We start from the raw sequence: 24520 nt of genomic DNA, 5'->3' as shown, positions 1-24520 counted from the left end.
GGGTTGCGAAAGGAACGCCCGGTGCGGGCCCGTGAAAGACCCGCACCGAACCTGCCCGGCCTATTCGCCGCCGGTCACCACGGCCAGGGCCGTCGCCGGATCGTGGGCCGCGGGGCCCGCCGGGGTCCAGCGGCCGCGCTCCTTGCGGTAGGGCCACCAGCGGCCGTCGGCGCCGTGCCGCAGCTGGGCATCGCTGCCGACCACCGTCCAGCGATTGCGGGCGGCGCGCAGCTGCGGGCGCTCCTCGTCGTCCCAGGCCGCCTCCAGCGCCGCACGCGCGCGTGCCAGCGCGTCCGCCGCCGGAGTCCACTCCTCCTCCAGAACGGCCAGCGCTGCCGGGCCGCCGTACTCCCAGGCCCGTACGGCCAGCGCGAGGCCGTCCTTGCCGCGGCCGGCGGCGGTCGCGAGGCGCGCGGCCACCGGCGCGGGTGCCGAGAGGGCGAGATGGACGGCGTCCTCGTCCGGCGTCAACTCCTCCTCGACCGGATGGCTCTGGTGACCGGGGGAGAGCGCTTCGGCCAGCATCCGGTGCGCCTCCACGGCCGCCTGCGCCGCCAGGAATTCGAGCGCGGCCACATCGAGGCCGGGCGCGGGCTCCTCCTCGGTGTCGAGCGAAGGCGGCAGGCCCGGCTCAGGCGGCAGCGGAGGCAGTTCGGGCAGCGGGGGCAGGATGGCTCCCTCCGCGTACGCCTCATCGGCGTCCACGCCCTCCTGGGCCCCCTTCTGCTCCTCGCCGGACGCCTCCTCGACCTCCGCGTGCGCCACGCTGCGTACCTGCAACTCGTCCAGCAGCTCGCGTTCGGCACGGCCGCGCATCAGGAAGAGCACGAACGGATCCTGGTCGAGCAGCCGGGCCACCTGGTAGCAGAGCGCGGCGGTGTGCCCGCAGTGGTCCCACGCGTCGCAGTCGCACTCGGGCTCCAGGTCGCCGATGCCGGGCAGGAGTTCGACCCCGGCTGCCGCGGCGTCCTCCACCAGGTGCGGCGGCATCTCACGGTCGAGCAGTGCCGCGATGTGCCCGGCCCGCTCGACGGCCATGCCCAGGAAGCGGTCCCACTCGTCCTCGCTCAGCCGCTGCAGCAGCACGTCGGAGCGGCGCGGGGTGCCGTCGCGGTCCTGGACGACGGCGGTGATCCGGCCGGGGCGCACCGAGACCGCGCCCACGGCCCCCGCGCGCGCGAACCGGCGTCCGGCCTTCAACTGCTGCAGGTCCAGGGCCGTGTCCTCAAGGGACTTGAGCCAGGCCTGACCCCACCAGCTCTGCGCGAACCCCCGGCCGTGTGTGGCCGGCAGGGCGGCGAAGGTGCGCTCGTGTCCGGACGCGCCCTCCCCGTGACCGCTGCCCCCGCGCGTTTCGTCGTTCTGCTCGTCGTACATGTCGTCGCTCATCGAGTCCCCCCTCGCAGCTCCACCAGATCCGACAGCTCGGCGTCGGTGAGTTCCGTCAGCGCCGCCTCGCCGGAACCGAGCACCGCGTCCGCCAACTCCCGCTTGCGCAGCAGCATGTCGGCGATGCGGTCCTCGATCGTCCCCTCCGCGATCAGCCGGTGCACCTGCACCGGCTGCGTCTGCCCGATGCGGTACGCCCGGTCGGTGGCCTGCGCCTCGACGGCGGGGTTCCACCAGCGGTCGTAGTGCACGACATGCTCGGCCCGCGTCAGGTTCAGACCGGTCCCCGCCGCCTTCAACGACAGCAGGAAGACCGGGACTTCACCGCCCTGGAAGCGCTCCACCATCGCCTCGCGTGCCGCGATGGGTGTGCCGCCGTGCAGGAACTGCGACGGGGTGCCCCGGGCAGCCAGGTGCTGCTCGATGAGGCGCGCCATCTGGACGTACTGCGTGAAGATGAGCACGCTCGCGTCTTCGGAGAGGATCGTGTCGAGCAGTTCGTCGAGGAGTTCCAGCTTTCCGGAACGGCCCTCGATCCGCGGCTTGTCCTCCTTGAGGTACTGCGCGGGGTGGTTGCAGATCTGCTTGAGACCGGTGAGCAGCTTGACGATCAGGCCGCGTCGGGTGAAGCCGTCGGCGCCGGAGATCTCGGCGAGAGTCTCGCGCACCACGGCTTCGTAGAGCCCCGTCTGCTCCGTGGTGAGGGACACGGCGCGGTCGGTCTCCGTCTTGGGCGGCAGTTCGGGTGCGATGCCCGGGTCGGACTTGCGCCTGCGCAGCAGGAAGGGGCGTACGAGCTGGCCGAGCCGCTCGGCGGCTGCCGGATCCGTGCCGCTCTCGACGGCCTGGGCGTAGCGGGTGCGGAAGGTGCCGAGCTTGCCGAGCAGGCCCGGTGTCGTCCAGTCGAGGATGGCCCATAGTTCGGAGAGGTTGTTCTCCACGGGCGTGCCGGTGAGCGCCACGCGCGCGCGTGCGCCGATGGTGCGCAGCTGCTTGGCGGTGGCCGAGTAGGGATTCTTGACGTGCTGGGCCTCGTCGGCGACGACCATGCCCCAGGAGGTGTGCGCCAGGCTGTCCGCGTCGAGCCGCATCGTGCCGTACGTGGTGAGCACGAACTCCCCGTCGGCCAGGCCCTCCAGGCTGCGCCGGGAGCCGTGGAAGCGGCGGACGGGAGTACCGGGGGCGAACTTCTCGATCTCGCGCTGCCAGTTGCCCATGAGGGAGGTGGGGCACACGACAAGGGTGGGCCCCGCAGTCTCGTCGTGGGTCTGCCGGTGCAGATGCAGGGAGATGAGTGTGATCGTCTTGCCGAGGCCCATGTCGTCCGCGAGGCAGCCGCCCAGGCCCAGGGACGTCATCCGGGCCAGCCAGTTCAGGCCGCGCAGCTGGTAGTCGCGCAGGTTCGCGGCGAGCGCTTCGGGCTGGCCGACGGGCTCCATGCCCTCGGGGTCCGCGAGGCGTTCGCGCAGCGTGGCGAGCCAGCCGGTCGGCTGGACGTCCACCCGCTGCCCGGCCAGTTCGGTGGTGCCCGTCAGGACGGCGCTCAGGGCGTCGATCGGGGTGACCTTGTGGTCCTGGTGCGCGCGAGCGCGCCGGGCCTCTTCGGGGTCGATGAGCACCCACTGGTCGCGCAGGCGCACCACGGGGCGGTTGGATTCGGCGAGTTGGTCGAGTTCAGCGCGGGAGAGCTGCTGGTCACCCAGCGCGAACCGCCAGTTGAAGGCGAGCAACGCGTCGGCGGAGAGGTACGACGGCGTGTCCGACGAGGGCTTGTCGGGGTCCTTGGCGTCGTCGTCGGGCGGGCCGATGACCGCACGGGCGGTCAGATTGCGCGCCAGCTCCCTGGGCCAGTGCACCTCGACACCCGCGGTGGCGAGCATGCGGGAGCCCTCGCCCAGGAGCGAGGTGACTTCTTCGTCGGCGAGCTCGATCGCATCGGGGACGGTGGCCGAGAGCAGCGGGGCCAGCGGCGGCCACGCGCGCGTGGCGCGTCGCAGCGCGAGCAGGGCGTCCATCCGTGACCGAGCCCCGAAAGCCTGCCCCGACGCGCCGGAGCCGGCCCATGCCTCGGCGGCGTCCGCGACGAGCGAGGGGTCGCTGACACTGTGCAGTTGCAGTACGGCGCGGAAGGGCAACCGGGTTCCGTCGGGGGTGTCGGACATTAGGCCCGGCACTTCGACGCGCAGGGAGATCCGTACGCCGGCGTCGTGCCCGGCGGCGACATCGGCGGCCCAGGGACGCTGTTCGGGGATGTGTTGGGGCTGTGGCGAGGCGAAGGGGGCGGCGCCCGCTGCCAGCGACGCGGCGGGGGTGCGGGGCAGTGTGTCGGCCACCGCGTCCAGGAACTGGCGCAGCAGCCGCTCGGGTTCGGGCAGCCGCAAAGGTTCGGAGCCGCCCTCCAGCGGAAGGGCGTGCGCTTCGGGGGGCATGGCCGCGGCGAGGTCGCGCAGGCGTCGCAGGTCGTCGGCGCCCAGGGGGCCTGAGCGCCATGCGTCGTGATCGCTCGGCGTCAGTCCGGGCAGCAGCAGTCCGCGCGCGGCGAGTTGCAGCGCGAGCAGGCCCGCTGTGCCCCAGAACGCGGCCGTCGGGTGCACGCCCGCCGAGGCACGCGCGCGTGTCAGGACGGGCAGCGCCGCGCGCATCGGAAGCACGGTCGCCGATACGTCGCTGAGCTGGGCTCCCTCATCACCGGGTACCGCGATGGCCAGTTCCTCGACGGTGCCCGCGGAGCAGGCGGGGGGCGCACCCCCCGCGGGGTGCCAGAACGCGACCCGGCCGGCGCGTGCCGGGTCGGCGGAGACGAACAGGACGGAACAGCGGGACAGTTCAGAGATCTCGGAAGGTGACGCGGCAGAGGGCCTGGGCACGGCGATGGCGCATTCCTCAAACTTGACTACTGGGAGTGGAGCGGCCGAGAGTACAACACGTCGGACCTCGCACGTGAGTGATCGCGGGGTGATCCACGTCACGGAGTGTCAAAGGTGTAGCTAGCCCCCCTTCCGGGCGGTGCTGTCCCCCTCCCGAGACGGGTGAAAGCGCCATGGTTGTCGCAGGTCACGGGCTCATACGTTGGGTCACGCCAGCCCGATCCAGTCAGAGACCGGAGACCTCACCATGTCCCAGGCCGCCGCAGCAGTCGCGGAACGTTCCCCAGGCACCACCACGAGGCAGCCCGCCGGGAGCGATTTCGCGCCTCTCCTGCGCACCGTCAAGGAGCAGGGGCTCCTGGGTCGCCGCACCGGCTGGTACGCCCGCACCATCGCGATCAACGCCGGGGCCCTGGCCGCCGTGGCGACGGGCATGTTCCTCGTCGGCGGGTCCTGGTGGGTGCTGCTCCTCGCGCCCGTCCTCGCCGCACTGTGTGCCCGTACAGCGTTCATAGGCCATGACGCCGGGCACTCCCAGATCACCGGCGACCGCGGCGTGAGCCGCGCCATCGGACTCATCCACGGCAACCTCCTTCTCGGCATGAGCTCGGCCTGGTGGAACGACAAACACAACCGCCATCACGCCAACCCCAACCACATCGAGAAGGACCCCGACGTCGCCGCGGACGTCCTCGTCTGGACGAGCAAACAGGCCAAGGTCCGCGTGGGATTCCGGCGCTGGCTCACCCGCAACCAGGCCTGGCTGTTCTTCCCGCTGACGCTGCTCCAGGGCATCGCCATGAAGATCTACGGCTTCCAGGACCTGCGCCGCCAGGCCCCTCGCGAAAGGCTGCTCGAAGGCTTTCTCCTGGTGGCCCACCTCATCGGCTACGTGACGCTGCTGCTCGTCACCATGCCGTTGGGGCACGCCCTCGCCTTCGCCGCCATCCATCAGGCGCTCTTCGGCCTGCACCTCGGTCTGGCCTTCGCGCCCAACCACAAGGGCATGGAGATGCCCGACCCCGACGGGGAACGCTGGGGTCACCTCAGCCGCCAAGTCCTCACCTCGCGCAACATCCGGGGCAGCGCGCTGACCGACTGGTTCCTGGGCGGACTCAACTACCAGATCGAGCACCACCTGTTCCCGAGCATGCCCCGACCCAGCCTGCGGCGCGCCCAGCCCCTGGTCCGAGCCCACTGCGCCGAGCTGGGCATGCCGTACACGGAGGCCGGATTCATCGACTCCTACCGGCAGGTGCTGCGCCACATGTACGAGGTCGGCGAGCCGCTGCGGGTGGAGTAGCCACGCGACACGGCTCAGGGTTACGTCAGGGTCGCTCCTCAGGGGTCTATCAGGGGAGCGGTCTGGAACCGTGAACGGCCCGAGCCCGTTTCTCAAGACAGAGAGCGGCAGCAGCCGCGAAGGAGGCGACACACATGTCGAAGAACGCGAAGATCGCCGCAGGAGGCGTGGCGGCCGGACTCATCCTGCTGATCTGGCTGCCCTGGTGGGCCGCCTTCCTGATCGTGCTCGGAGTCCCGGCCGCGGCCTATCTGACCCTCGACCCCGGACAGCGGCGCAGGCTGCGCCGTGTCTCGCGCAAGGAACTCGGGCGCTGATCCGGCACCCCTCTGCGGGCGACGCACCGGTGAGAAGTCGCCCGGCGAGCAGCGGCTGACGGCTTCTCCGCTCGCGGCCCCGCCCAGCGCGGCACCGCGAGCGGAAAACCCCTTGCGTCCCCGGCAGCCGCCCGGTGATCATGGCGCACATGACTTCCCGAAAGGAGGCCCAGCGATCCCACGGTGATCGCTGATGGCCGCACACGAGGCGTCGCAGACGCCGTTCCTCCCGCCGCAGCCCACTCCCGCGCCGCTGACATCGGCCTGGCTGACGGCTCACTTCGACCCACTGCCCTTCCCGGCCCGCATGAGCGCCCTCGCCCGTTACGCCCGGGCGCTCACCGAAGACGCGTACGCCACACTCCGCGCGGCCCTCGCCGCCGGCACCCCTGACGAACGGCACACCGCCCTCTTCCTGGCCGTGGCCAGGCGCGACCTCACCACCATCGCCGAAGCACTCGCCGATCCCCTTCTGCGCCGCCGTGCACTCTCGGCGTCCATCCGGCTTCCCGTGCCGGAAACGGCCCTGGAACAGCTCGCGTTGAGTGACATCGCGGCGGCACGCCGCGAGACCTACCGCGTCCTGCGCCTGAGCCGCCGGAGCGCCCTCGCCGCACGCCTGCTGCCCGCGGTCCAAGAACGGTTCGGCGCACAGGACGCCGCTCACCTGCTGCCCGCATGCCCCGCCGAGACGGTCGCAGCATGGCTGACCCGCCTCGATCCACCTGTCGGCGTCCTGAGCGCGCTGACCCGCACCGCGCCACTCGCCGTGGCCCAGCTGCTCGTCACCCGTGGCGAGAGCCGCGCCCATCGCGACCGCCATCGCTTCGTGGGCCGCAGCCGAGCGATCGCGAGCGTGGCCGCGCAACGCGATCCGGAGGCCGGACTGCTGCTCCTGGCACACGCCCCCGATCTCCTGACCCCGCGAGCGGCCCGAACGCTGCTGCGTTACCCCTCCAGAGTCCTTGAGATCCTGCGCGCAGCCCCGCCCGAACAGGACGGCTCTCCCCGTGAACTGCGGATCTCCGCCGGAGCACTGCCGCCCGCCACCCGACGAGCCCTGCACGCGCTCCCGCCCGGGGAATTGCTGGAACTCGCCCGCCGCTGCCCCGTAACGCAGCCACGACACCGATGGCCGGAACGCCACGGCACCGAGCCCGACGGCCTGGTGGCCATGCTGCCCGCACCGGAACGCCGCCGCCTCGTCGAGGAACGCACCGCCCGGCCCCGCTCGCTGCGGAGCCTGCCCATGGCCACACTCGCGGCCCTGGAGCCGGCCGACAGGGCGGAGCTCGTCATGCCCTTGGTGGAACGCTTCTCACGTCGCGAGTGGACAGTGAGCCGCCTTGCCGTCGGCCTCCCGCTCGCCCTGGGAGAACCGGTGCTGCGCGAGATGGCCGGGCAGCACCGCGCCCACCAGCGCCAGATGGCCTGGCCCGCGCTGCTCGCCTGCGCGGAACTCCAAGGCGAACCGGAGCAGTTCGCGCGGATCGCGGAAGACTGCGAGCGGGCCTGGCACGACCAAGACGAGGTACGCGGGGCCGCTCTGCGGCAACTCGCCGGGGCGCCCCCACGTCTGCTCGCGGCGCTGCCCGACCGGGTCCTGCGTGACGCGGCACTGACCACCGTCCAGTCCCGCGACTCGACCACCCCCACCCTGGCCGCGGCGGAACAACTGCTCCGCCGCGCCGCCGAGAGCGCCGCGGCGACCGGCAGGTTCCCTCGCGCGGCCTACGCGGTGGAACTGCTCTGCCACGTCGTGTCCGACCCGCGCTCCCGCAACACCGTCTCGCCGCTACGCATCAGCGAGGAAGCGGCGCGTGCCGTCTGGTCCGCCACCTCGCAGGGCACACCGGCGCCTCCCGGCCTTCGCACCGCCCTCGCGGAACTCCTCGCGCCGCACCTCACCGCGCTGCCGCAACTCGACGCTCTGGTGCGTGCCACGGCGCTGGAGTCCGACGACCCGGAGATCGCCGCCCGCGCGGCGGCCGCCTGGGCGGGCCCGGTGGAACTGCGGGAGCGGCGCAGTGCCGAACTGATCGGCCATGACGCATCGTTCGCGTCGGTGCCGCTCATCCTGCGCACGGTCGTCACCCGACGCACCGACCTGCTGGACTCGGTGCTGCTCGCCGCCCGGGACGGGCTCACAGGCCGCGTGCGCCCCCGCGCCGCCGCCTGGGCCGCCGGGCTGCACACAGGCGTCACCGGCCGCTGGCTGCCGGCGCAACGGCGCGCGTGGGACCAGCACCACGCGCGCGTGGCGGCCGACGAGCTGGCTCCTATGCGCACCCGTGCCGACGCGGCAGCTCAGGTACGCGAGACCGCGCTGCTGACCGCACTCGCGGAATCAGCGCCGCAACCCGTCGCCGCGGCGGCGCTCGGCGCGTTGGGTGAGGTCCTTGGTACGGCCTGCGAGGGCGCACCGCCCGCCGACGAGCCTCTGCTGGGCACCCTGTTGCGGCACGCCGCGACGGGCGGCGTGCGGGGACGGGCCGCCATGGCATCCGTACGCCGGCTCCTGGCGGTGGTTCCGGACCCGGAGGCGGTCACCCTGCTCGGCCCGGTGGCCTGCGCGGCGGACACCCCTGTCGGCTCCCGCAAGGAAGCCGTCCGCGCCCTTGGCGCGCTGACCGGGGACGCGGCGTTCGACGCTCTGGTGGCGGCCTGGGACGCGCCGCGGCAACACCGCGACGTACGCGCCGTGGTGGCCCGCCATCTCCTTGCCGCGATCGACCGCCCCGCCATCGCGGACCGCCTGGCCCGGGCGGCGGACCAACCCGCCGTACGGGAAGCGGTGATCCACGCGGGCGTGGGGCTCGTGAACGAATCCGCCGGAGAGGCCTACGCGGACTTCCTGGCCCGCTTGGTGAGGGACGGCGACGAAGAGACCGTGGTCGCCGCGTGCCGCGCCCTTCCCGCCTGGTTCACACCCCGATCGGCCGACGCCATGAGGGCCGTCGCCGACATCGCCGCGGACCCGGGGCGCAGTCGACGGGAGTGGGACGCGGCCGCACAGCAGTTGGCCTGGTTCCCTCCGGGCCCGGTCGGCGAGCCCATCCTGAAGAGCGTCATCCAGCGGCTGCAGGACCTTGCAGGCACGTCGGACCCGCAGACGCGCGCTGACGCGCTCCGCCGACTGTCCGGCCTCGCCGAGGCCGTGCGCGTACGTCGAGGCTCTGGACAGGCGCTCCTCGTCGCCGACACCTTGGCCCTGTCGCTGCGTGATGTCGGCCTCTACCCCGAAGCGGCGGCTTTGACCTGGGACACGGCCCTGGCCGCCGTGCGCCACGGCCGACTTGGCGCGGCGCGCTGGGAGCGTCTGCTGGAGCTGGTGGAGGAACGTCCCGAACGGCTGCCCCTTGCGAGCGCGTTGCATCTCGACGTCCCGACGCCACGCGCGCGTGCGGGCCTGCTCGCGGCCGCCCGTCTGCTGCGCGAGCGAGGGACCCCGGTGGCCGGGGTGATGGCCCTCGCGCTGGTGCGGACCGGCGGCCGGGCGACCTCGTGGGACGAGGCCTGGCGCGCCGAACTGGTGGCGCTGCGCGAACACGCGGACCACGACACCGCGATGGGCGCGTTCGTCCTCGCCACCGAGCAGAACCGCTGACGAAGCGCGCGCCCCGGAGGTTCACCCCGGTCAGAGGACCGGGGTGAACAGGAGGCTCGGGGTGAACAGAGGCTCGGGGCGATCAGGTGGGGCGCACGGCCATCTTGTCGAGTGCGTCGAGCAGCGCGGGAAGCTCGGGACCGCGGCCCACCGGCAGCACCTCGCCCGGCTCCTCGTCGAGAAGCACGAACGCGATGTCGTCGGTCCTGGCGACCATCGACCAGCCAGGACCGTCGGCACGAAGAATGCGCGCCTCGCCGGAGGCGAACGAGGAGCGCACGCGACCCAGCGGCGGCGGGGTGCTCACATACGCCCGCGCTTCGGCCAGCACGCGACGCACACCGGTGAGGGGAGCCTGAGCGGCCTCAGCCTCGCCGGCAGCATCGGTACCGGTATCGGCCGCGGGGCCTTCGCCGCTCCCGGGGGCGGCGTCGTCATCGGCGCTGTCGGCCAGGAAGTCGGCGTCGTCGATCTGCTCGCGCCACGCCGCCCACTGGAGCGCGATCTCGTCGGCGCCCAGCCGGCGCTGAGCAGGACCCCAGGTGTCGGACTGCGGAGGTGAGAGCGGCTTCTGGTCCCCGTCCTCGGGCTCGGGATCGGGATCGTGCGGAGCGGGCACGTGGGGCGCCGCTACGGCGACCGCCAGCGGCCAGCCGGGCAGTGCGGCGACCACCGTACGCTCGTCGGGCGACAGGTCGTACTCCATGCCGCAGTCCCAGGAGGCGATGGCGACGGCCACGAGAGAGACGTCGTCGACGACGACGGTCCACCGGGCGCCCGCACCATCCTGACCGAGCACCAGACCGTAGCCGGTGGCGAGGGGCGCGAGTCCCAGGGCCGCGCATGCCTCCGGATAGTCGTCACCGAGCACACTCGGGAACTTCGCGGGTGTCAGCAGCACCGCGGTCAGCACGTACAGCGCGTCGTCCTCGGCGGCGACAGCGTCGTCCGTTCCGGCCATGCCAGCCTCCCCATCGCTTCATCTGTCGGCGCACCCTAACCACAGGTCCGGTTGATCGTCGAGGGGCGCGTGACCAGGAAGGGTGCTCGCGGGCGCCGCGAAACTCACTCGTGTGCGCCCGCGCCGGTCGCCTAGGGTGCGTGTCATGCCCGGAGCCAGTACGCACTACATCTGTCTGCCGTGCCGTGCTTCTTTCAAGAAGTCGGCCGACTACGGCCGCGTGCGCGCCGACATCTGCCCGCGATGCGGGGGCCAGATGCTCAACGCGGGATCGGCGCTCGCCGTGCCCAAGCGCCGCGACACAGCGGCCTGGCGTGCCTTGGGCGCGGTCCTGCTGTCCGGACTCCGCTTCCGGCAGGGCTGCTGCGGCGACGGCCCCGGCTATCGCCCTCGCACCCCGCGCGAGGTCCGAGAGCGCCTCGCGCACGCGGCCGAGACAGGCACCCCCTTCCATGAGGCACTGGCCTGCCCCGATCCCACGCACACGGACGTCAGGCGGCAGGCAGGCCGAGGAGCGTACGCGCCACGACCGCCGGCGACTCGTCGCGTTCCCGGGCGAGCGCGATGACCGCTCGGCAGGCGAGTTCACTGACCCCGAAGGACAAGGCCTCCGGCGACACCCAGCCCGCGGCTTCGTCCGCCCGGTCCTGATCGTCGTCGGCGGACGCGGCCACGTAGACGGCAGCCGCCTCGAAGAGGTTGTGCGGGCGGCGCCGCTCCTCCTTGCCGCGCACAGCTTCGTCCGTGCGCCACAGCTTGCGGAGTTTGTCGAACATGTGGGCCACCTTCCCCCGGTTGTGGTTGCCGCTGATGATCACTCATCTGTTGTACCCCAACGTAGAGTTGGAGCTCCGACGACAGAAGGGGGGCCGTGCGGTGAAGCGTTACGACCGGCTCAAGGAGATTCGGCGTCTCGATCCGGAGAAGGACGCCCTGACGATCTACCGGCTCACCGCGACGTACGAGTTCCCCTGGGACTACACCCGCGCTCTGGAGCTCGCGCTCTACCGCACCTACGCCGTTCCCGGCATCGGACGGCTGCTCGCCGAGACCGCCGAACTGACGGACCGTACGCAGAAGCGGTACGACGACACGGCCCTGCTCCTGGACACCGTCGTGGAGCACGGCTTCGGCACGGAAGAGGGCCGCACTGCGATCCGCCGCATCAACCAGATGCACCGTAGCTACGACATCAGCAATGAAGACATGCGCTATGTGCTGTGCACGTTCGTGGTGATGCCCAAGCGCTGGATCGACGCCTACGGCTGGCGCAAGCTGTCGCGCCACGAGATGACCGCGGCGGCCGTCTACTACCGCACCTTGGGGCGGCACATGGGGATCCAGGACATCCCGGACTCCTACGAAGCCTTCGAGAAGTGTCTCGACGCCTACGAAGAGGCGCACTTCGCGTGGGACGAGGGTGCGCGCAAGGTCTCCGACGCGACCCTCGACCTCATGGCCTCCTGGTACCCGCGCCCGCTGGCGCCCTTGTTGCGCGCCTCGACCATCGCCCTGCTCGACGAGCCCCTCCTGCGTGCCTTCCGCTATGAACCGCCGAGCGCCGCCACCCGCACGCTGGTCAGGCGCGTGGTGCGCTTGCGTGGCCGGGCCGTGCGCCTGATGTCGCCTCGCACCGCACCGCATTACGCCCGGCAGAACTGGGAGATCAAGGGTTACCCGCAGGGGTACCGGGTCGGCGAGCTCGGTACCTTCCCCATGCCCGGCGTCCGAGGCTGTCCGGTGCCGCACGGTGGCGGGTCGGAGGCCACCTCAGCGCAGTGAGCTCAACGTCGCGTGCAACCAGGCGAGTTCGGCACGGCTCGTCGCGCGGGCGATGGTGAGGATTCCGCGGCGGAACGGATCGTCCAGTTCCTCGGCGCGCAGCGGGCGCTCGCCGTCGTAGAAGAAGCTGGCCGGCTCCTCGAGGAAGGCCAGACGGCGTTCGAGGACCGCCGCCTGTGCCGCTTTGTCGTCGACGTGGCGGAGAAAGGCGAGGACCGTGAACCAGCGGTTCTCGTCGGTGATGTCGCCTTGCTGCGGCTGCGTGAGCCTGCGACGCAGCTCGCTCCTGCCTTCCGCGGTGAGGTCCAGGACATGGCGGGGGGCCGCCACGGAGCCGGGCTGTGTCTCACGGGCCAGCAGTCCGGCCTTCTCCAGCCGTTTGATGGCGGGATACAGGGTGCTCTCCGCGACGGGGCGCACGTGGCCGGTCAGGGCGGTGATGCGCTTGCGCAGCTCATAGCCGTGCAGGGGCGCTTCGTAGAGGAATCCGAGGATGGCCAGTTCGAGCATGCCGTGCATTCTGCCGCACCGGCGCTGTACCTCTCACACGCAATACATCGGTGACGATGTATTGTCCTCCCGGAGTAGGAGTGGGACGAGTCAGGGAGTGGCGATGCGACAGGCACGGTTCGACGCGCAGGGCAGCTGTGTCCGCTGGACGGAGAGCGAAGGGTCCGACCCGGCCCGGGTGTACGTGCACGGGCTCGGCGCGGCGTCGTCGGTCTACCACGCCCACATCGCGGCCCGGGCCGAGCTGAGCGGACGCCGGTCGCTCTTCGTCGACCTGCCGGGCCACGGCATCAGTGACCGCCCGGCGGACTTCGGGTACTCCCTGGAGGACCACGCGGACGCCCTGGCCGCGGTGTTGGACGCGGCCGAGGTGACCGGCGCGGAGATCGTCGCGCACAGCATGGGCGGCTCCGTCGCCATCGTGCTCGCGCACCGACGCGGCGACCTGGTGTCCCGGCTGGTGCTGACCGAGGCGAACCTCGACCCCAACCCTGCCGTGACAGAGGGCAGCAGCGGCATCGCGGCCTACGAAGAGGAGGATTACGTCGCCCACGGCCACGCGCGCGTGCTCGACAAGGTCGGCCCCCTGTGGGCGGCGACCATGCGGCTTGCCGACCCCCGCGCCCTGCACCGCAGCGCGACGGCACTGGTGAGGGGGACGCGGCCGACGATGCGCGCGATGCTCATGGAACTGCCGGTCGAGCGTGTCTACTTGCAGGGCGCGCGGAGCGGGGAACTCCCGGGGGCGGAGGAGCTGACGGCATCCGGGGTGCAGGTCGTGACCGTGCCGGAGGCGGGGCACAACGTCATGTTCGACAACCCGCAGGCGTTCGCCTCGGTCATCGCCGGACGCGGGTGACAGTCCGACGCCACGGTCGTCCTAGTCCCCTCGTACGGCCAAGGCCTAGTCCTCTCGTACGGCCAGGGCGAGGAAGCGCGCGTCCTCGTCGACGTAGGAGGTCAGCCGCCAACCGGCGCCGGTGAGCAACGGGCGGAGGTTCGCCTCGGCGCGCAGATCGTCCTGCGTGATCTGGCGGCCCTGCCGCGCCGCGAGCGCCGCCCGGCCGATGGGATGGAAAAGGGCGAGGATCCCTCCGGGACGCACGACACGCCTCAACTCCCGCAGGTCCTCGGTCGGATGGGCGAGGTGGGAGATCAGGCCCGCGCCGAACACGGCATCGAGAGACGCGTCGCGCACCGGAAGCCGGGACACGTCCGCGAGCAGGAGTCGCCCTGCGCGGTCCCTGCCCGCCCGTGTGGCGGCCTCCAGCATGGCGGGCGTCAGATCGATCCCGAGCACGACTCCCGAGGGCCCCACGGCGTCCCTGAGCGCGGGCAGTGCGCGTCCGGTGCCGCACCCGGCGTCGAGGACACGGCCGCCGGGGCGCAGGCCGAGCTCGGCCGCGGCGGCCCGATAGGCGGGGCCGTCGTCGGGGAAGCGGCTGTCCCAGTCTGCTGCTCGGGCGGAGAAGAAGTCACGGACGCGCGTGTGGTCATCGCTCATGTGGCCATGATTGCTCAACGACCGGCATGCGCGTCGGGGGCACACGTTCGAGCGTCACGCGATCGTTCAGGGCCCTCTCTCAGTCATATTCCAACACCTTTCGAACTGCGCCCCCGTTGTGCGCCCCTGTTCGGACTAGCGTCCCGGGGCCATGGGACACCTGGACCACGCCACCTTCGGCTGGCTGACCCCCGTGCTGTCGTACGTGATGGCCTGTATCGGCGCCGCTCTCGGGCTGCGCTGCACCGTCCGTGCGCTCGGCGCCACGGGTACATTGCGCCGCAACTGGCTCATCACCGCGGCCTCCGCCATCGGCGCGGGCATCTGGACGATGCACTTCGTGGCCATGCTCGGCTTCGGGGTCACCGGCACGGAGATCCACTACAACGTGCCCCTGACCATCCTGAGCCTCGTCGTGGCGATGGCCGTCGTCGGAGTCGGGGTCTTCGCCGTCGGCTACGGCCGTCACCGCGGACGCGCGCTCGCGCTCGGCGGGCTGACCACCGGGCTCGGCGTGGCGTCCATGCACTACCTGGGCATGGCCGCGCTGCGGCTGCACGGCAACGTGCGCTACGACCCCGTGCTGGTCGGTCTCTCCGTGGTGATCGCCGTCGTCGCCGCGACCGCGGCCCTGTGGGCGGCGCTCAACATCAAGTCACCTCTTGCCGTCGCCGTCGCCTCACTTGTTATGGGCGGCGCGGTGAGCAGCATGCACTACACCGGCATGCTGGCCGTGAGCGTGCGGGTCACCGAATCCGGCGCCGCGCTGGCCGGCGCGACCACCATGCAGTTCATCTTCCCCCTGGCGGTCGGCCTCGGGTCCTATCTCTTCCTGACCTCGGCGTTTGTCGCGCTCTCCCCGACCTCGGATGAGCGCGAGGCCTCCGTGGCGGCCCAACGGCCGGTGGAGGGTGCCGCCGGATAGCGGCGCATCCGGGCCGGTCACGGACGGGCGGACACACCCCGAAATCTCTCCGAGCGAGGAGGCCATGCCTACCCCCCGTAGGACCCCTGACCCGGCCGACGGCGCAGCGCCGCCGCGGACCGGCGCCCCGGCGCGCGGTCGACGCGCGCACGCGGGACCGCCCGCCGACGAACGGCCCGACACGAAAGCCCCCTCGGAACCCGGCCCGCCGAAGGCCCAGGCGTCGCGAGACCGCACGTGGTGGCCACGCCCTCGCACCGTACGAGCCAAGATCGTCTGCCTGCTGATGGTGCCGGTCGTCTCCCTGATCGGACTGTGGGGGTACGCCACGGTCAGCACGGCCCAAGACGTGGCGCACCTACGGCAGTTGCAGCGCGTCGACACAGAGGTGCGTGGCCCCGTCGACTCGGCCATCGCCGCACTGCAGGCAGAGCGTGTGACAGCGGTGCGCTACGCGACCCGGCCCGCACCCGACGGCGGCAGCGAACTCAACCGGCGCGCGGAACGCACGGACCGCGCGGTCGCGAAGCTGCGCCGCGGCGAGGACGGGACGGTCGCCGACGGTGCCGACCTGCCCACCGGCGTGGCAAGCAGGCTCGCGTCCTTCGTCACCGCCGCCGAGGGCCTGAGTTCCCTGCGGGCCGACGTGATCGACGGCCGCACGGGCTGGGACGCGACCTACGGCCAGTACACCAAGACCATCTCGGCCGCCTTCGGGGTCGGCGGCGCGCTCACCGGCGTCCAGGACGCCGAACTCGGCTCCGACGCGCGCGTGCTGCTCGAATTCGCCCGGGCCGCCGAGATGCTGGCCCGCGAGGACGTCGTCCTGGCCAGCGCCCGGCTCGACGGCACCCTCGACGGTGAGCGACTGCGGCAGTTCACCGGAGCCGTCGACACCCGGCGCACCCTGACCGAGGCGGCGGTCGCGGATCTGCGCGGTGCCGAACGAGCAGCCTGGCAGGACCTCACGGAGGGGAGCGCGTACGCCGACGTACGCGCCTTGGAGGACAAGGTGCTCCTCGCGCCACCGGGCCGCAAGGCCGCCGAAGCGGCTTCGGCCGCCAAGTGGGACAACTCCCACGCGGCGGTACGCGACGAGCTGCGCACGATCGCCGCGCGCGCCGACCGCGACGGCCGGGCCGACCCCTTGACCAGCGGACTGCTCACACCGGCAGGTGCCGCCGTGCTGCTCGGGCTCGTGGCCGTGGCCACCTCACTGGTCATCTCCGTACGCATCGGGCGCGGCCTGGTCGTCGAATTGGTGAGCCTGCGCAACGGCGCCCTGGAGATCGCCCGCCACAAACTTCCGCACGCCATGCGGAGGCTGCGCGCCGGCGAGGAGATCGACATCCACGCCGAAGCACCCCCGGGACCGCCCGCGGAGGACGAGACGGGACAGGTCTACGAAGCGCTCGGCACGGTGCACCGGGCGGCCCTCCACGCCGCCATCGAGCGCGCCGAACTCGCCAGCGGAATCTCGGGCGTCTTCGTCAACCTAGCCCGCAGGAGCCAGGTCCTCGTCCACCGCCAGCTCAACCTGCTCGACGGCATGGAGCGCAGGGCGGACGACCCGAACGAACTCAGTGACCTCTTCCGGCTCGACCACCTCACCACCCGCATGAGGCGACATGCCGAGAGCCTGATCATCCTCTCCGGTGCCGCACCGGGGCGCGCCTGGCGCCTGCCCGTGTCCCTGACGAACGTGGTCCGAGCGGCCGTCTCCGAAGTCGAGGACTACGCGCGCGTGGAGGTCCGACAGCTGCCCGCCGCCGCGGTCCTCGGGACAGCCGTCGCCGACCTCACCCACCTCCTGGCCGAACTCGTCGAGAACGCCGCCCAGTTCTCGCCGCCCCACACCAAGGTGCGCGTCAACGGCGAACCGGTCGGCAACGGCTACGCCCTGGAGATCGAGGACCGGGGTCTTGGCATGGGCGCGGAGGCCCTGGCCGAGGCCAACCGCCGCATCGAACAGTCCGAAGCACTCGATCTCTTCGACAGCGACCAACTGGGGCTCTTCGTCGTCAGCAGGCTCGCCGCGCGACACGGAATCAAGGTGCACCTGCGCACGTCCCCGTACGGCGGCACCACCGCCGTCGTCCTCCTGCCCACCGCACTACTGCAGAGCACCACGCCGGAGAGTCCCGGAGATCACACCATGGAACGTGACCGCCAACTGAACGCGCACGCACGCGTGCCCGACGCCGCCCCGCTGAACGGCACCTCGGTGCCGGCCCCGGCCGCCCGCCCCGCGTTGGCTCCCTCGACGGACGCTCCGCCCAAGACACCCCCGGGCGTCACGGCCCTGCGCCCGCACAAGCCGCCGGCGACGGAACCCGAGGCCGCCCCAGGGCCCTCGGACGATCTCCCGCGCCGGGTACGTCAGGCCAGCCTGGCCCCCCAGCTGCGCGAGCGCCCGCACGACGTGGCAGCCGGATCCGTGAGCGTCCGAGAAGACACCGAACGCAGCCCCGAAGACGTACGGGACCGCATGTCCGCCTACCGCGACGGCTGGGCCCGCGGCGGCGGCCGCAGGCCGGGCATCGTCGGCGCGGTCCCGGACATCCCAGGGCCGGCCCCGGCCAGTGACAGCACCGAAGGAGACCAGGCATGATCCAGGATCAGAGCATCACCGCCGGCAGGACCGGCGAACTCGACTGGCTGCTCGATGACTTGGTGCTGCGCGTCGGAGAGGTGCGGCACGCCGTGGTGCTCTCCAACGACGGACTCGCCGTCGGCGCCTCGACCGCCCTCAACCGCGAGGACGCCGAACACCTCGCCGCGGTCGCCTCCGGGTTCCACAGCCTCGCCAAGGGCGCGGGCCGGCACTTCGGAGCCGGGGGAGTGCGCCAGACCATGGTGGAGATGGACGACGGCTTCCTGTTCGTGGCAGCGGCGGGCGACGGCTCATGCCTCGCCGTGCTCAGCTCCGTGACCGCCGACATCGGCCTCGTCGCCTACGAGATGGCACGCCTGGTCAAACGCGTGGGCGAGCATCTGCACACCCCGCCGCGCTTCGCGGCGCAGCCGCCGGCCGTCGGATGAAACAGGGCGGCCGACGCGGATGACCGAGGACAAGAGCGCCGCCCCGCGCGACGCGGGCAGCCAGTGGTACGACAACGAGGCCGGACCCCTGGTCCGTCCCTACGCGATGACCGGCGGGCGGACCCGACCGGGCCCCAGCGGAGTGCGCTTCGACCTGATCGCACTCGTCGCACTGGACGCGAACGCACCGAGCCCCGGGGACGACACCGCGCTCGGCCCGGAACACCGGTCGCTCATCGAACTGTGCCGCACCGAGACCCAGTCGGTGGCCGAACTGGCGGCCGAAGCCGATCTGCCCGTGGGGGTGGTCAGGGTACTGCTCGGCGACCTGCTGGAAATGGGCTGCGTGAAGGTGAACCAACCCGTGCCACCCGCACAGCTACCCGACGAGAAGATCCTGCGAGAGGTGATCGATGGGCTCCGAGCACTCTGACGCCGACGGCGGCGACACGACCGCCATGGCGTTGAAGATTCTGGTCGCGGGCGGCTTCGGGGTGGGCAAGACCACCCTGGTCGGCGCGGTCAGCGAGATACGCCCGCTGCGCACCGAGGAAATCCTCAGTGAGGCGGGCCAGTCGGTGGACGACACCGGCGGAGTCGACCGCAAGACCACGACGACCGTCGCCATGGACTTCGGCCGCATCACCATCAGGTCCGGCCTGTCGCTGTACCTCTTCGGTACGCCGGGGCAAGACCGTTTCTGGTTCCTGTGGGACGAGCTGTCCCAGGGCGCGCTCGGAGCCGTCGTCCTCGCGGACACCCGGCGGCTCGAGGACTGCTTCCCCGCCGTCGACTACTTCGAGCACCGGCACATCCCGTTCGTGGTGGCCGTCAACTGCTTCGCGGCCGCGCGTACGTACGGTGCGCACGAAGTGTCACGGGCCCTGGACCTCGACCGCGGCACCCCTGTGGTGCTGTGCGACGCACGGGACCGCGATTCGGGAAAGGAGGTGCTGATACGCCTGGTCGAGTACGCCGGGCGGATGCATACCGCCCGGCTGCTCGACACGGTGGGCTGAGATCGGGCGTCGAGAGAACGTCAGTCGTCGGCGACCGCGCCCTGCGCGATCACCTTGTCGATCTTGACGCGCACGAGCAGCTCACCGGGCACGCCATTGCGCTCCCCGAACTCCTCGGCACGCCCTTCGCCCATGTAGCGGGCGCCGAGCCGGGTGGCCCAGTGCCGCACCTCGTCGAGATCGTCGCTCAGCCGCGCCTGCCCCTGCAGGATCACGAACGTGAAGGGAGGCCTGTCGTCGTCCACACAAAGGGCGACACGCCCGTCTCGCGCCAGATTCCGCCCCTTGACGGTCTCTGCCCCGGTGTTGAACACCAACTCGTCCCCGTCCAACAAGAACCAGATCGGTGCGATATGGGGGCTGCCGTCCGCCCGGACGGTCGACAGCTTGCCGGTACGGGTGCCCTGTGAGACGAAAGCCCGCCACTGGTCCTCGGTCATCTTCTGTGCCATGTCCTCATCATGCTTGCCGGAGGGCCGATGGTGGGGAAGGCTGGCAGGTCAGTTCCTTCAGCCAGGGGGAACAGAAGGCGGGGAGACGGGAACATGGTGCAGAACACGGGCCTCGGTTGGCTGCTCGACGACTTGACCAAGCGCATGGAGCCCGTACGGCACGCGCTGGTGCTGTCCAACGACGGCCTGGTGACCGGCGCGAGCTCGGAACTCAAGCGCGAGGACGCGGAGCACCTGGCCGCGGTCTCGTCGGGTCTGCACAGCTTGGCCAAGGGCTCAGGGCGGCATTTCCGTGCGGGCAGCGTGCGCCAGACGATGATCGAGTTCGACGACGCGGTGCTGTTCGTGACGGCGGCGGGCGACGGCAGTTGTCTGTGCGTCCTCAGTTCCGCGGAGGCGGACATCGGCCAGGTCGCGTACGAGATGACACTCCTCGTCAACCGTGTCGGCGAGCACCTCGCCGTAGGCGCCAGGCAGCCGGAGCGGACACCGGTCGTAGATCTCTGATCCACCCTCTGACCTGCTGAAACGTCGTCGCGTCGAGAGTTATCCACAGGCTCGGCGCGGATCGCGTTGATCGCGCTACGGTCTTCCCGAGAGCAAAGACGCCTCACGGGGGAGAGCCACCATGACAGGTCACACGATCACGCAGGAAACCATCGAGACCGCCGCCACGACAGCGCAGACCTCGGTCGCGCAGAGCCGAGCGGCACGAGAACTGGGATTGAAGCGCGGCGAGTTCGAGCTCGCCGTGATGCTGGGACGCATCCGCACCGTCGCCGACACGGCCGGTGGGCGCCGCCGCGTCACACGCGAGGAGATCGAGCGCGTCCGCGCCGGGGACGGCTTCCCGGCGGCGTGGCTCGAGCGCATCAGAGCCGTGGGGACCACTGAGGGCGCGGCACTCATGGGCATCTCCACGGCCCGGTTCACCCGGCTCACACGCGCAGGCTTCGTCACCCCGGTGAAGTTCTATCTCAACCGCTATCGAGCAGTGGTCTGGCTATATCTGGCGGAAGAGCTGAAGCACTTCGCCGAATCCGAGGTCAACGCCAGCCTGCTCACCGGCCGAGCCCCCAGCACGATCCGCGCTCAAATGGAGGCGGGCGTCGACCTGCGGGCACGGAACTGGCGGGGCCGCCATGCCGGAGCACTGCTCCGCCAGTCCGACGACCCCTGGGAGCGCGCCGCGGCCGTGGCCTCACTGCTCGACCCGGTCCAGATCGCGGAAATCATCCGGGACCCGTACGAACGCGCCTATGTACGAAAGCTCATGCCTGACCCCTTCGGCCAAAGCGTGCCGGAGTCTCCGGCGGGACGGATCATCCACAAGATCATGACCGCGGACCAGCCGGACGAGATCCGCTGGCTGCGGGCCAACCTCACCATCGGTCTCTCCCAGGCCCGAGGCCTGCGTCCGGCGCCACGGCCCGCGCCGAAACCAGAGCCGATTGCCGAACCGCGCCCGCACGACCCCGCGACGCACCGCACGCCACAGCCCGCGTCGCATCCCGAGGCTCAGCCCGCCGCGCTGCCCGAGGAAGGCAGGAGTCAGCGGGTGTCGGAGCCACGAGGTCTGCTCAAGTGGATGCGCCGCAGAGGAGCGTAGACACGGCCGCTCGGGCGCGAAGGCAGGACTCGTGCGGATCGCGCCGCTACATGGTGGCGTCGAGGTCCTTGGCGTAGTGCTCGATCGCGCGGCGGTACGTGGCGATGTCCGGGTCCTGGCTCGTGGTGGCGAGCAGGGTCAGCAGGATCTCCATCGCGTCGTGTGCCCGGCCGGTGTTGTAGAGAGCCATGGCCAGGAAGGTCTTGAGGGCGGCGTCGTCGGGGAACTCGGCTGCCGCGTCCCTCAAGGTCGTGACCGCTTCCGGATACCGGCCCAGGACGCGGTAGGTGCTGCCCAGCCCCAGGAGCGCACCCCGGCGATCGTCGGGAGACAGGCCCGTCTCCTTGACCGCGCGCACGTAGTGCGGCACGGCCTCGGCTTCCAGACCGAGTGAATCGTGCACCCACGCGGTCTGGTACGCCACCTCCGCGTCCAGGGGGAACTGCGCGCACAGGGCGAGCAGTCGTTCCCGGGCCTCCTCCCGGCGGCCGTCCTCGCGCAGCCCGATGGCCTCGGCGAGCAGGCGGTCGCGGTGCGCGGCCAGGTCCCCGTCCTTTGTCAATTCCCCGTCCCTCTCTCTGCCTTGTCCCGAGCCTTGACCGAATGATCGGAGGCATCAATGTCATTCTGCCGGAAGTGGATGCGTCGCCTAAAGGCGTTTCGGTGGCGGGCCCGTGGACCCTCGTGGCGTGAGGGTGGGTGTGGGCACCGGGTGAGGCGCGACGCGCCGGCCGGACAGGACCTCGTAGAGGGAGCGGGCCACATCCGTCCCGAAGGCGTGGATGTCGTGGCTCATCGCGGAGAGCGTCGGGTGGGTCAGCTTGCACAGCTGCGAGTCGTCCCAGGCGAGCAGGGAGATGTCTGCGGGCACCCGCAGGCCCATCTCGGCGGCGACGGACAGCCCGGCCACGGCCATCAGGTCGTTGTCGTAGATGATCGCGGTGGGTCGCTCCGCCGCGGCGAGCAGCGAGCGCGTTGCTCGGGCGCCCGCCTCTCCGGAGAAGTCGGTGGCCAGCTGACGGCCTTGCGGCAGCCCGAGGTCGGCCATGGTCGTGGTGAACGCGGCGCCGCGGATCAGGCTGTGTCCCAGCTCGGCGGTGCCGCCGATCCGGGCGATGGAGCGGTGTCCCAACGCCGCGAGATAGCGCACTGCTTCGGTGACGGCCGTGGTGTCGTCGGTCCACAGCGAGGTGAACGGCCCCGTCAGCGAGGGGTGGGCTACGGCGACCACGGGCATGCCGAGCTGCGAGAGGACGGGGACGCGGGGGTCGTGCTCACGGAAGTCGACCAGGACGGAGCCGGCGATCTGCCCCGACCGCCACCAGTGGCGCTGCAGGTCGATCTCCTCGTCCAGGCTCTTCACCAGGCGCAGGAGCAGGGCGCTGGACTGGTCGGAAAGGACGCTCTCCAGGCCGGAGATGAACTCCATGTAGAAGGGTTCGAGGCCGAGTTGGCGTGCGGGGCGGCTGATCGCGAGGCCGATCGTGCCCGTGCCCTGCTTGTTGAGCGCCCGAGCCGAGCGATTCGGCTCCCAGCCCATCGACCGGGCGACCTCCATGATCCGGGTGCGTGTCGCCTCCGACACTCCTGGTTTGTTGTTGAACGCCAGGGACACGGCCGCTCGCGACACCCCGGCGCGGGCCGCGACATCCCGGATGGTCAGTCTCTGCTGCGTCATGCGGGCTCCATCAGGAAGAGGGCTGACTTGACCGCGGCGAAGGCGGTGGCGGTTGTGCGTGTCATCTGCCTTGTCCTTCAGGGGAGTTGCGGGCGGCCCTGACGTGGCCCGCTGATGACCTGGCGCACAACCTAGACAGGAATTGGGGCCTCGTCCATAGACCGGTTCAGTTTTCGTTTCCGTGGAACATCAACCCATCCATGGCGCATTACTGAACCTTTGCTTAATTAGACAAGCATCTAGACAACGTTGTCTCCGATGGGCAGAGTGTGCGCTCGACCGCGAGCCGCTCCGGTCTCGCGTCCCCGACAGAGGGGCTTTCCCATGCACAGAAAACGCATCACCGCGTTCCTCGCGGCGGCGCTCCTTGCGCTGTGCCTCACCCCCGACGCCCAGGCGTTCCCGAGCAGTTCCAAGCAGCAGGTGATCAACTACCTGCGTTCCGTCTCGGGTTCGAACATCGTGTCCGGCCAGCACAACAAGGAGCCCGCGAGCAATCCGGGCCAGTACACCCAGCAGGTCAAGGACGTCACCGGGCAGTACCCGGGCCTGTGGGGCGGGGATCTGATGTTCCGGGCCGAGGACGTCGCCAACCGGCAGCGGGTGATCGACCAGGCGAAGACGGAGTGGGCCAACGGTTCACTCGTGTCGCTGACCTGGCACGTCTGTCCGCCGACGATGGGCAGCTCCTGCGAGTTCGAGGGCGGCGTCAAGTCGCGCATCACCGACGCCCAGTTCTCGCAGGTCGTCACCGACGGCACGGCGCTGAACAACGCCTGGAAGCGCCGCCTCGACGAGGTCGTCCCGTACTTGCAGCAGCTGAAGGCGGCCGGAGTGCCCGTGCTGTTCCGGCCGTTGCACGAGATGAACGAGCAGTGGAACTGGTGGGGCAAGCGTCCGGGTGCCAACGGCGGGGCCAAGCTCTACCGGATCACCCACGACTACCTCGCGGGCAAGGGCCTGGACAACCTCATCTGGGTGTGGAACGTCCAGGACAACCCGGAGGGCGGCTGGGCCAACTACTACCCGGGCAACAGCTACGTCGATGTCGCCTCGCTCGACGTCTGGTACAAGAACTACCCGAGCACCTCCGACTACCAGCAACTGCAGAGCATCGCGGGCAGCAAGCCGATCGCCCTCGCGGAGATGGGCAAGGTCCCCAACGCGGCGCTGCTCAACAGCCAGACCCGCTGGTCGTACTTCATGATCTGGTCGGAGCAGCTCAAGGGGAACAACACCAACGCCGAGATACAGGCCTGCTACTTCCACCCACGCGTACTCAACCAAGGTGAGGTGAAGCTTCCAGCCGCCTAGCCGGTGCCCCGGCCCAGGCGCGCAAGCGGCCCCTCACGCCCCCTCCTGCGGGGAGCGAGGGGCCGTCACCCGTTTCGCCGACCCTGGGTGCCGGGCGTGCCGGCGTTGCGTTGAATCCGGAGTGACCTATGCCTCCGGGAGCAAGCATGTCTGTGCCACACGGGCCGAGCGAGCCACGGCCGAGCACCCCACCGCCGGGCTCGGGCGCTTCACCGGCGGGGTCCGGCGCTTCACCCTCCCG

22 protein-coding genes are annotated in these 24520 nt (G+C 71.0%); 13 read left to right on the top strand and 9 right to left on the bottom strand.

From position 1 onward, the window contains the following. Positions 1-60: 60 nt before the first annotated feature. Together ACWFRU_RS07275 and ACWFRU_RS07270 are read right to left on the bottom strand one after the other, a co-directional pair. Positions 61-1389: an SWIM zinc finger family protein gene (locus ACWFRU_RS07275; protein ID WP_453685118.1), complete on the bottom strand. Its 1329-nt coding sequence runs from the start codon at positions 1387-1389 to the stop codon at positions 61-63. Next, positions 1386-4256 carry an SNF2-related protein gene (locus ACWFRU_RS07270; RefSeq protein WP_453685117.1) on the bottom strand — a complete coding sequence of 957 codons (2871 nt, stop codon included), beginning with the start codon at positions 4254-4256 and terminating at the stop codon, positions 1386-1388. The genes ACWFRU_RS07275 and ACWFRU_RS07270 overlap by 4 nt, the downstream gene beginning before the upstream one ends. Before the next feature lie 247 nt (positions 4257-4503). On the opposite strand from ACWFRU_RS07270, the gene ACWFRU_RS07265 reads away from it, so the two are divergent. The 3 genes from ACWFRU_RS07265 to ACWFRU_RS07255 all read left to right on the top strand — a co-directional run bounded on the left by ACWFRU_RS07265 (position 4504) and on the right by ACWFRU_RS07255 (position 9483). Further along, a complete protein-coding gene (locus tag ACWFRU_RS07265; RefSeq protein WP_453685116.1) occupies positions 4504-5559 on the top strand; it encodes a fatty acid desaturase family protein in 1056 nt (351 codons plus the stop codon). Between the two features lie 134 nt (positions 5560-5693). Next, positions 5694-5876 carry a hypothetical protein gene (locus ACWFRU_RS07260; protein WP_453685115.1) on the top strand — a complete coding sequence of 61 codons (183 nt, stop codon included), beginning with the start codon at positions 5694-5696 and terminating at the stop codon, positions 5874-5876. A gap of 193 nt (positions 5877-6069) precedes the next feature. Beyond that, complete coding sequence (locus ACWFRU_RS07255) at positions 6070-9483, top strand: hypothetical protein (protein WP_453685114.1); 3414 nt, start codon at positions 6070-6072, stop codon at positions 9481-9483. A gap of 82 nt (positions 9484-9565) precedes the next feature. Here the strand turns inward: ACWFRU_RS07255 and ACWFRU_RS07250 are convergent, their stop codons facing one another. Next, complete coding sequence (locus ACWFRU_RS07250) at positions 9566-10444, bottom strand: hypothetical protein (protein WP_453685113.1); 879 nt, start codon at positions 10442-10444, stop codon at positions 9566-9568. Between the two features lie 491 nt (positions 10445-10935). Beyond that, positions 10936-11220, bottom strand: a complete 285-nt coding sequence (locus ACWFRU_RS07245) for a hypothetical protein (protein ID WP_453685112.1) — start codon at positions 11218-11220, stop codon at positions 10936-10938. Positions 11221-11320: 100 nt separating this feature from the next. On the opposite strand from ACWFRU_RS07245, the gene ACWFRU_RS07240 reads away from it, so the two are divergent. Next, positions 11321-12226 (top strand): oxygenase MpaB family protein, encoded by a 906-nt coding sequence (locus tag ACWFRU_RS07240; RefSeq protein WP_453685111.1) that lies wholly within the window; start codon positions 11321-11323, stop codon positions 12224-12226. Here ACWFRU_RS07240 and ACWFRU_RS07235 read toward each other — a convergent pair. Next, entirely contained in the window at positions 12215-12736 is a 522-nt protein-coding gene (locus tag ACWFRU_RS07235; protein WP_453685110.1) for a PadR family transcriptional regulator, read from the bottom strand. The genes ACWFRU_RS07240 and ACWFRU_RS07235 overlap by 12 nt on opposite strands. 103 nt (positions 12737-12839) lie before the next feature. Here ACWFRU_RS07235 and ACWFRU_RS07230 point away from each other — a divergent pair, with 103 nt between their 5' ends. Further along, positions 12840-13595 carry an alpha/beta fold hydrolase gene (locus ACWFRU_RS07230; RefSeq protein WP_453685109.1) on the top strand — a complete coding sequence of 252 codons (756 nt, stop codon included), beginning with the start codon at positions 12840-12842 and terminating at the stop codon, positions 13593-13595. Between the two features lie 45 nt (positions 13596-13640). Here the strand turns inward: ACWFRU_RS07230 and ACWFRU_RS07225 are convergent, their stop codons facing one another. Further along, positions 13641-14240: a class I SAM-dependent methyltransferase gene (locus tag ACWFRU_RS07225; protein ID WP_453685108.1), complete on the bottom strand. Its 600-nt coding sequence runs from the start codon at positions 14238-14240 to the stop codon at positions 13641-13643. A gap of 151 nt (positions 14241-14391) precedes the next feature. Between ACWFRU_RS07225 and ACWFRU_RS07220 the strand changes: the two genes are divergently transcribed. The 5 genes from ACWFRU_RS07220 (at position 14392) to ACWFRU_RS07200 (ending at position 19226) form a co-directional block, all read left to right on the top strand. Continuing rightward, positions 14392-15165: an MHYT domain-containing protein gene (locus ACWFRU_RS07220; RefSeq protein WP_453685107.1), complete on the top strand. Its 774-nt coding sequence runs from the start codon at positions 14392-14394 to the stop codon at positions 15163-15165. Between the two features lie 64 nt (positions 15166-15229). After that, complete coding sequence (locus ACWFRU_RS07215; RefSeq protein ID WP_453685106.1) at positions 15230-17776, top strand: nitrate- and nitrite sensing domain-containing protein; 2547 nt, start codon at positions 15230-15232, stop codon at positions 17774-17776. Further along, entirely contained in the window at positions 17773-18207 is a 435-nt protein-coding gene (locus tag ACWFRU_RS07210; protein WP_453685105.1) for a roadblock/LC7 domain-containing protein, read from the top strand. The genes ACWFRU_RS07215 and ACWFRU_RS07210 overlap by 4 nt, the downstream gene beginning before the upstream one ends. Positions 18208-18226: 19 nt before the next feature. Then, positions 18227-18640 carry a DUF742 domain-containing protein gene (locus ACWFRU_RS07205; protein ID WP_453685104.1) on the top strand — a complete coding sequence of 138 codons (414 nt, stop codon included), beginning with the start codon at positions 18227-18229 and terminating at the stop codon, positions 18638-18640. Next, entirely contained in the window at positions 18621-19226 is a 606-nt protein-coding gene (locus tag ACWFRU_RS07200; RefSeq protein ID WP_453685103.1) for a GTP-binding protein, read from the top strand. Before ACWFRU_RS07205 ends, ACWFRU_RS07200 begins: the two co-directional genes overlap by 20 nt. Positions 19227-19246: 20 nt before the next feature. Here ACWFRU_RS07200 and ACWFRU_RS07195 read toward each other — a convergent pair whose 3' ends face one another. Next, positions 19247-19678 (bottom strand): PPOX class F420-dependent oxidoreductase, encoded by a 432-nt coding sequence (locus ACWFRU_RS07195; protein ID WP_453685102.1) that lies wholly within the window; start codon positions 19676-19678, stop codon positions 19247-19249. A 93-nt stretch (positions 19679-19771) separates the two neighbouring features. On the opposite strand from ACWFRU_RS07195, the gene ACWFRU_RS07190 reads away from it, so the two are divergent. Continuing rightward, positions 19772-20185, top strand: a complete 414-nt coding sequence (locus ACWFRU_RS07190; RefSeq protein ID WP_453685101.1) for a roadblock/LC7 domain-containing protein — start codon at positions 19772-19774, stop codon at positions 20183-20185. A gap of 121 nt (positions 20186-20306) precedes the next feature. Continuing rightward, positions 20307-21287 (top strand): DUF6397 family protein, encoded by a 981-nt coding sequence (locus ACWFRU_RS07185; protein ID WP_453685100.1) that lies wholly within the window; start codon positions 20307-20309, stop codon positions 21285-21287. 46 nt (positions 21288-21333) lie between these two features. Here the strand turns inward: ACWFRU_RS07185 and ACWFRU_RS07180 are convergent, their stop codons facing one another. Together ACWFRU_RS07180 and ACWFRU_RS07175 are read right to left on the bottom strand one after the other, a co-directional pair. Beyond that, positions 21334-21849 carry a tetratricopeptide repeat protein gene (locus tag ACWFRU_RS07180; protein ID WP_453685099.1) on the bottom strand — a complete coding sequence of 172 codons (516 nt, stop codon included), beginning with the start codon at positions 21847-21849 and terminating at the stop codon, positions 21334-21336. Between the two features lie 87 nt (positions 21850-21936). After that, positions 21937-22965, bottom strand: a complete 1029-nt coding sequence (locus ACWFRU_RS07175) for a LacI family DNA-binding transcriptional regulator (protein WP_453685098.1) — start codon at positions 22963-22965, stop codon at positions 21937-21939. A gap of 324 nt (positions 22966-23289) precedes the next feature. Here ACWFRU_RS07175 and ACWFRU_RS07170 point away from each other — a divergent pair, with 324 nt between their 5' ends. Beyond that, positions 23290-24279, top strand: a complete 990-nt coding sequence (locus ACWFRU_RS07170; RefSeq protein WP_453685097.1) for a glycosyl hydrolase — start codon at positions 23290-23292, stop codon at positions 24277-24279. The last annotated feature ends 241 nt before the right edge of the window (positions 24280-24520 follow it).

It is taken from the genome of Streptomyces sp. NPDC055099 (assembly GCF_053607685.1).
This window is presented reverse-complemented; position numbering and strand designations above follow the sequence as displayed.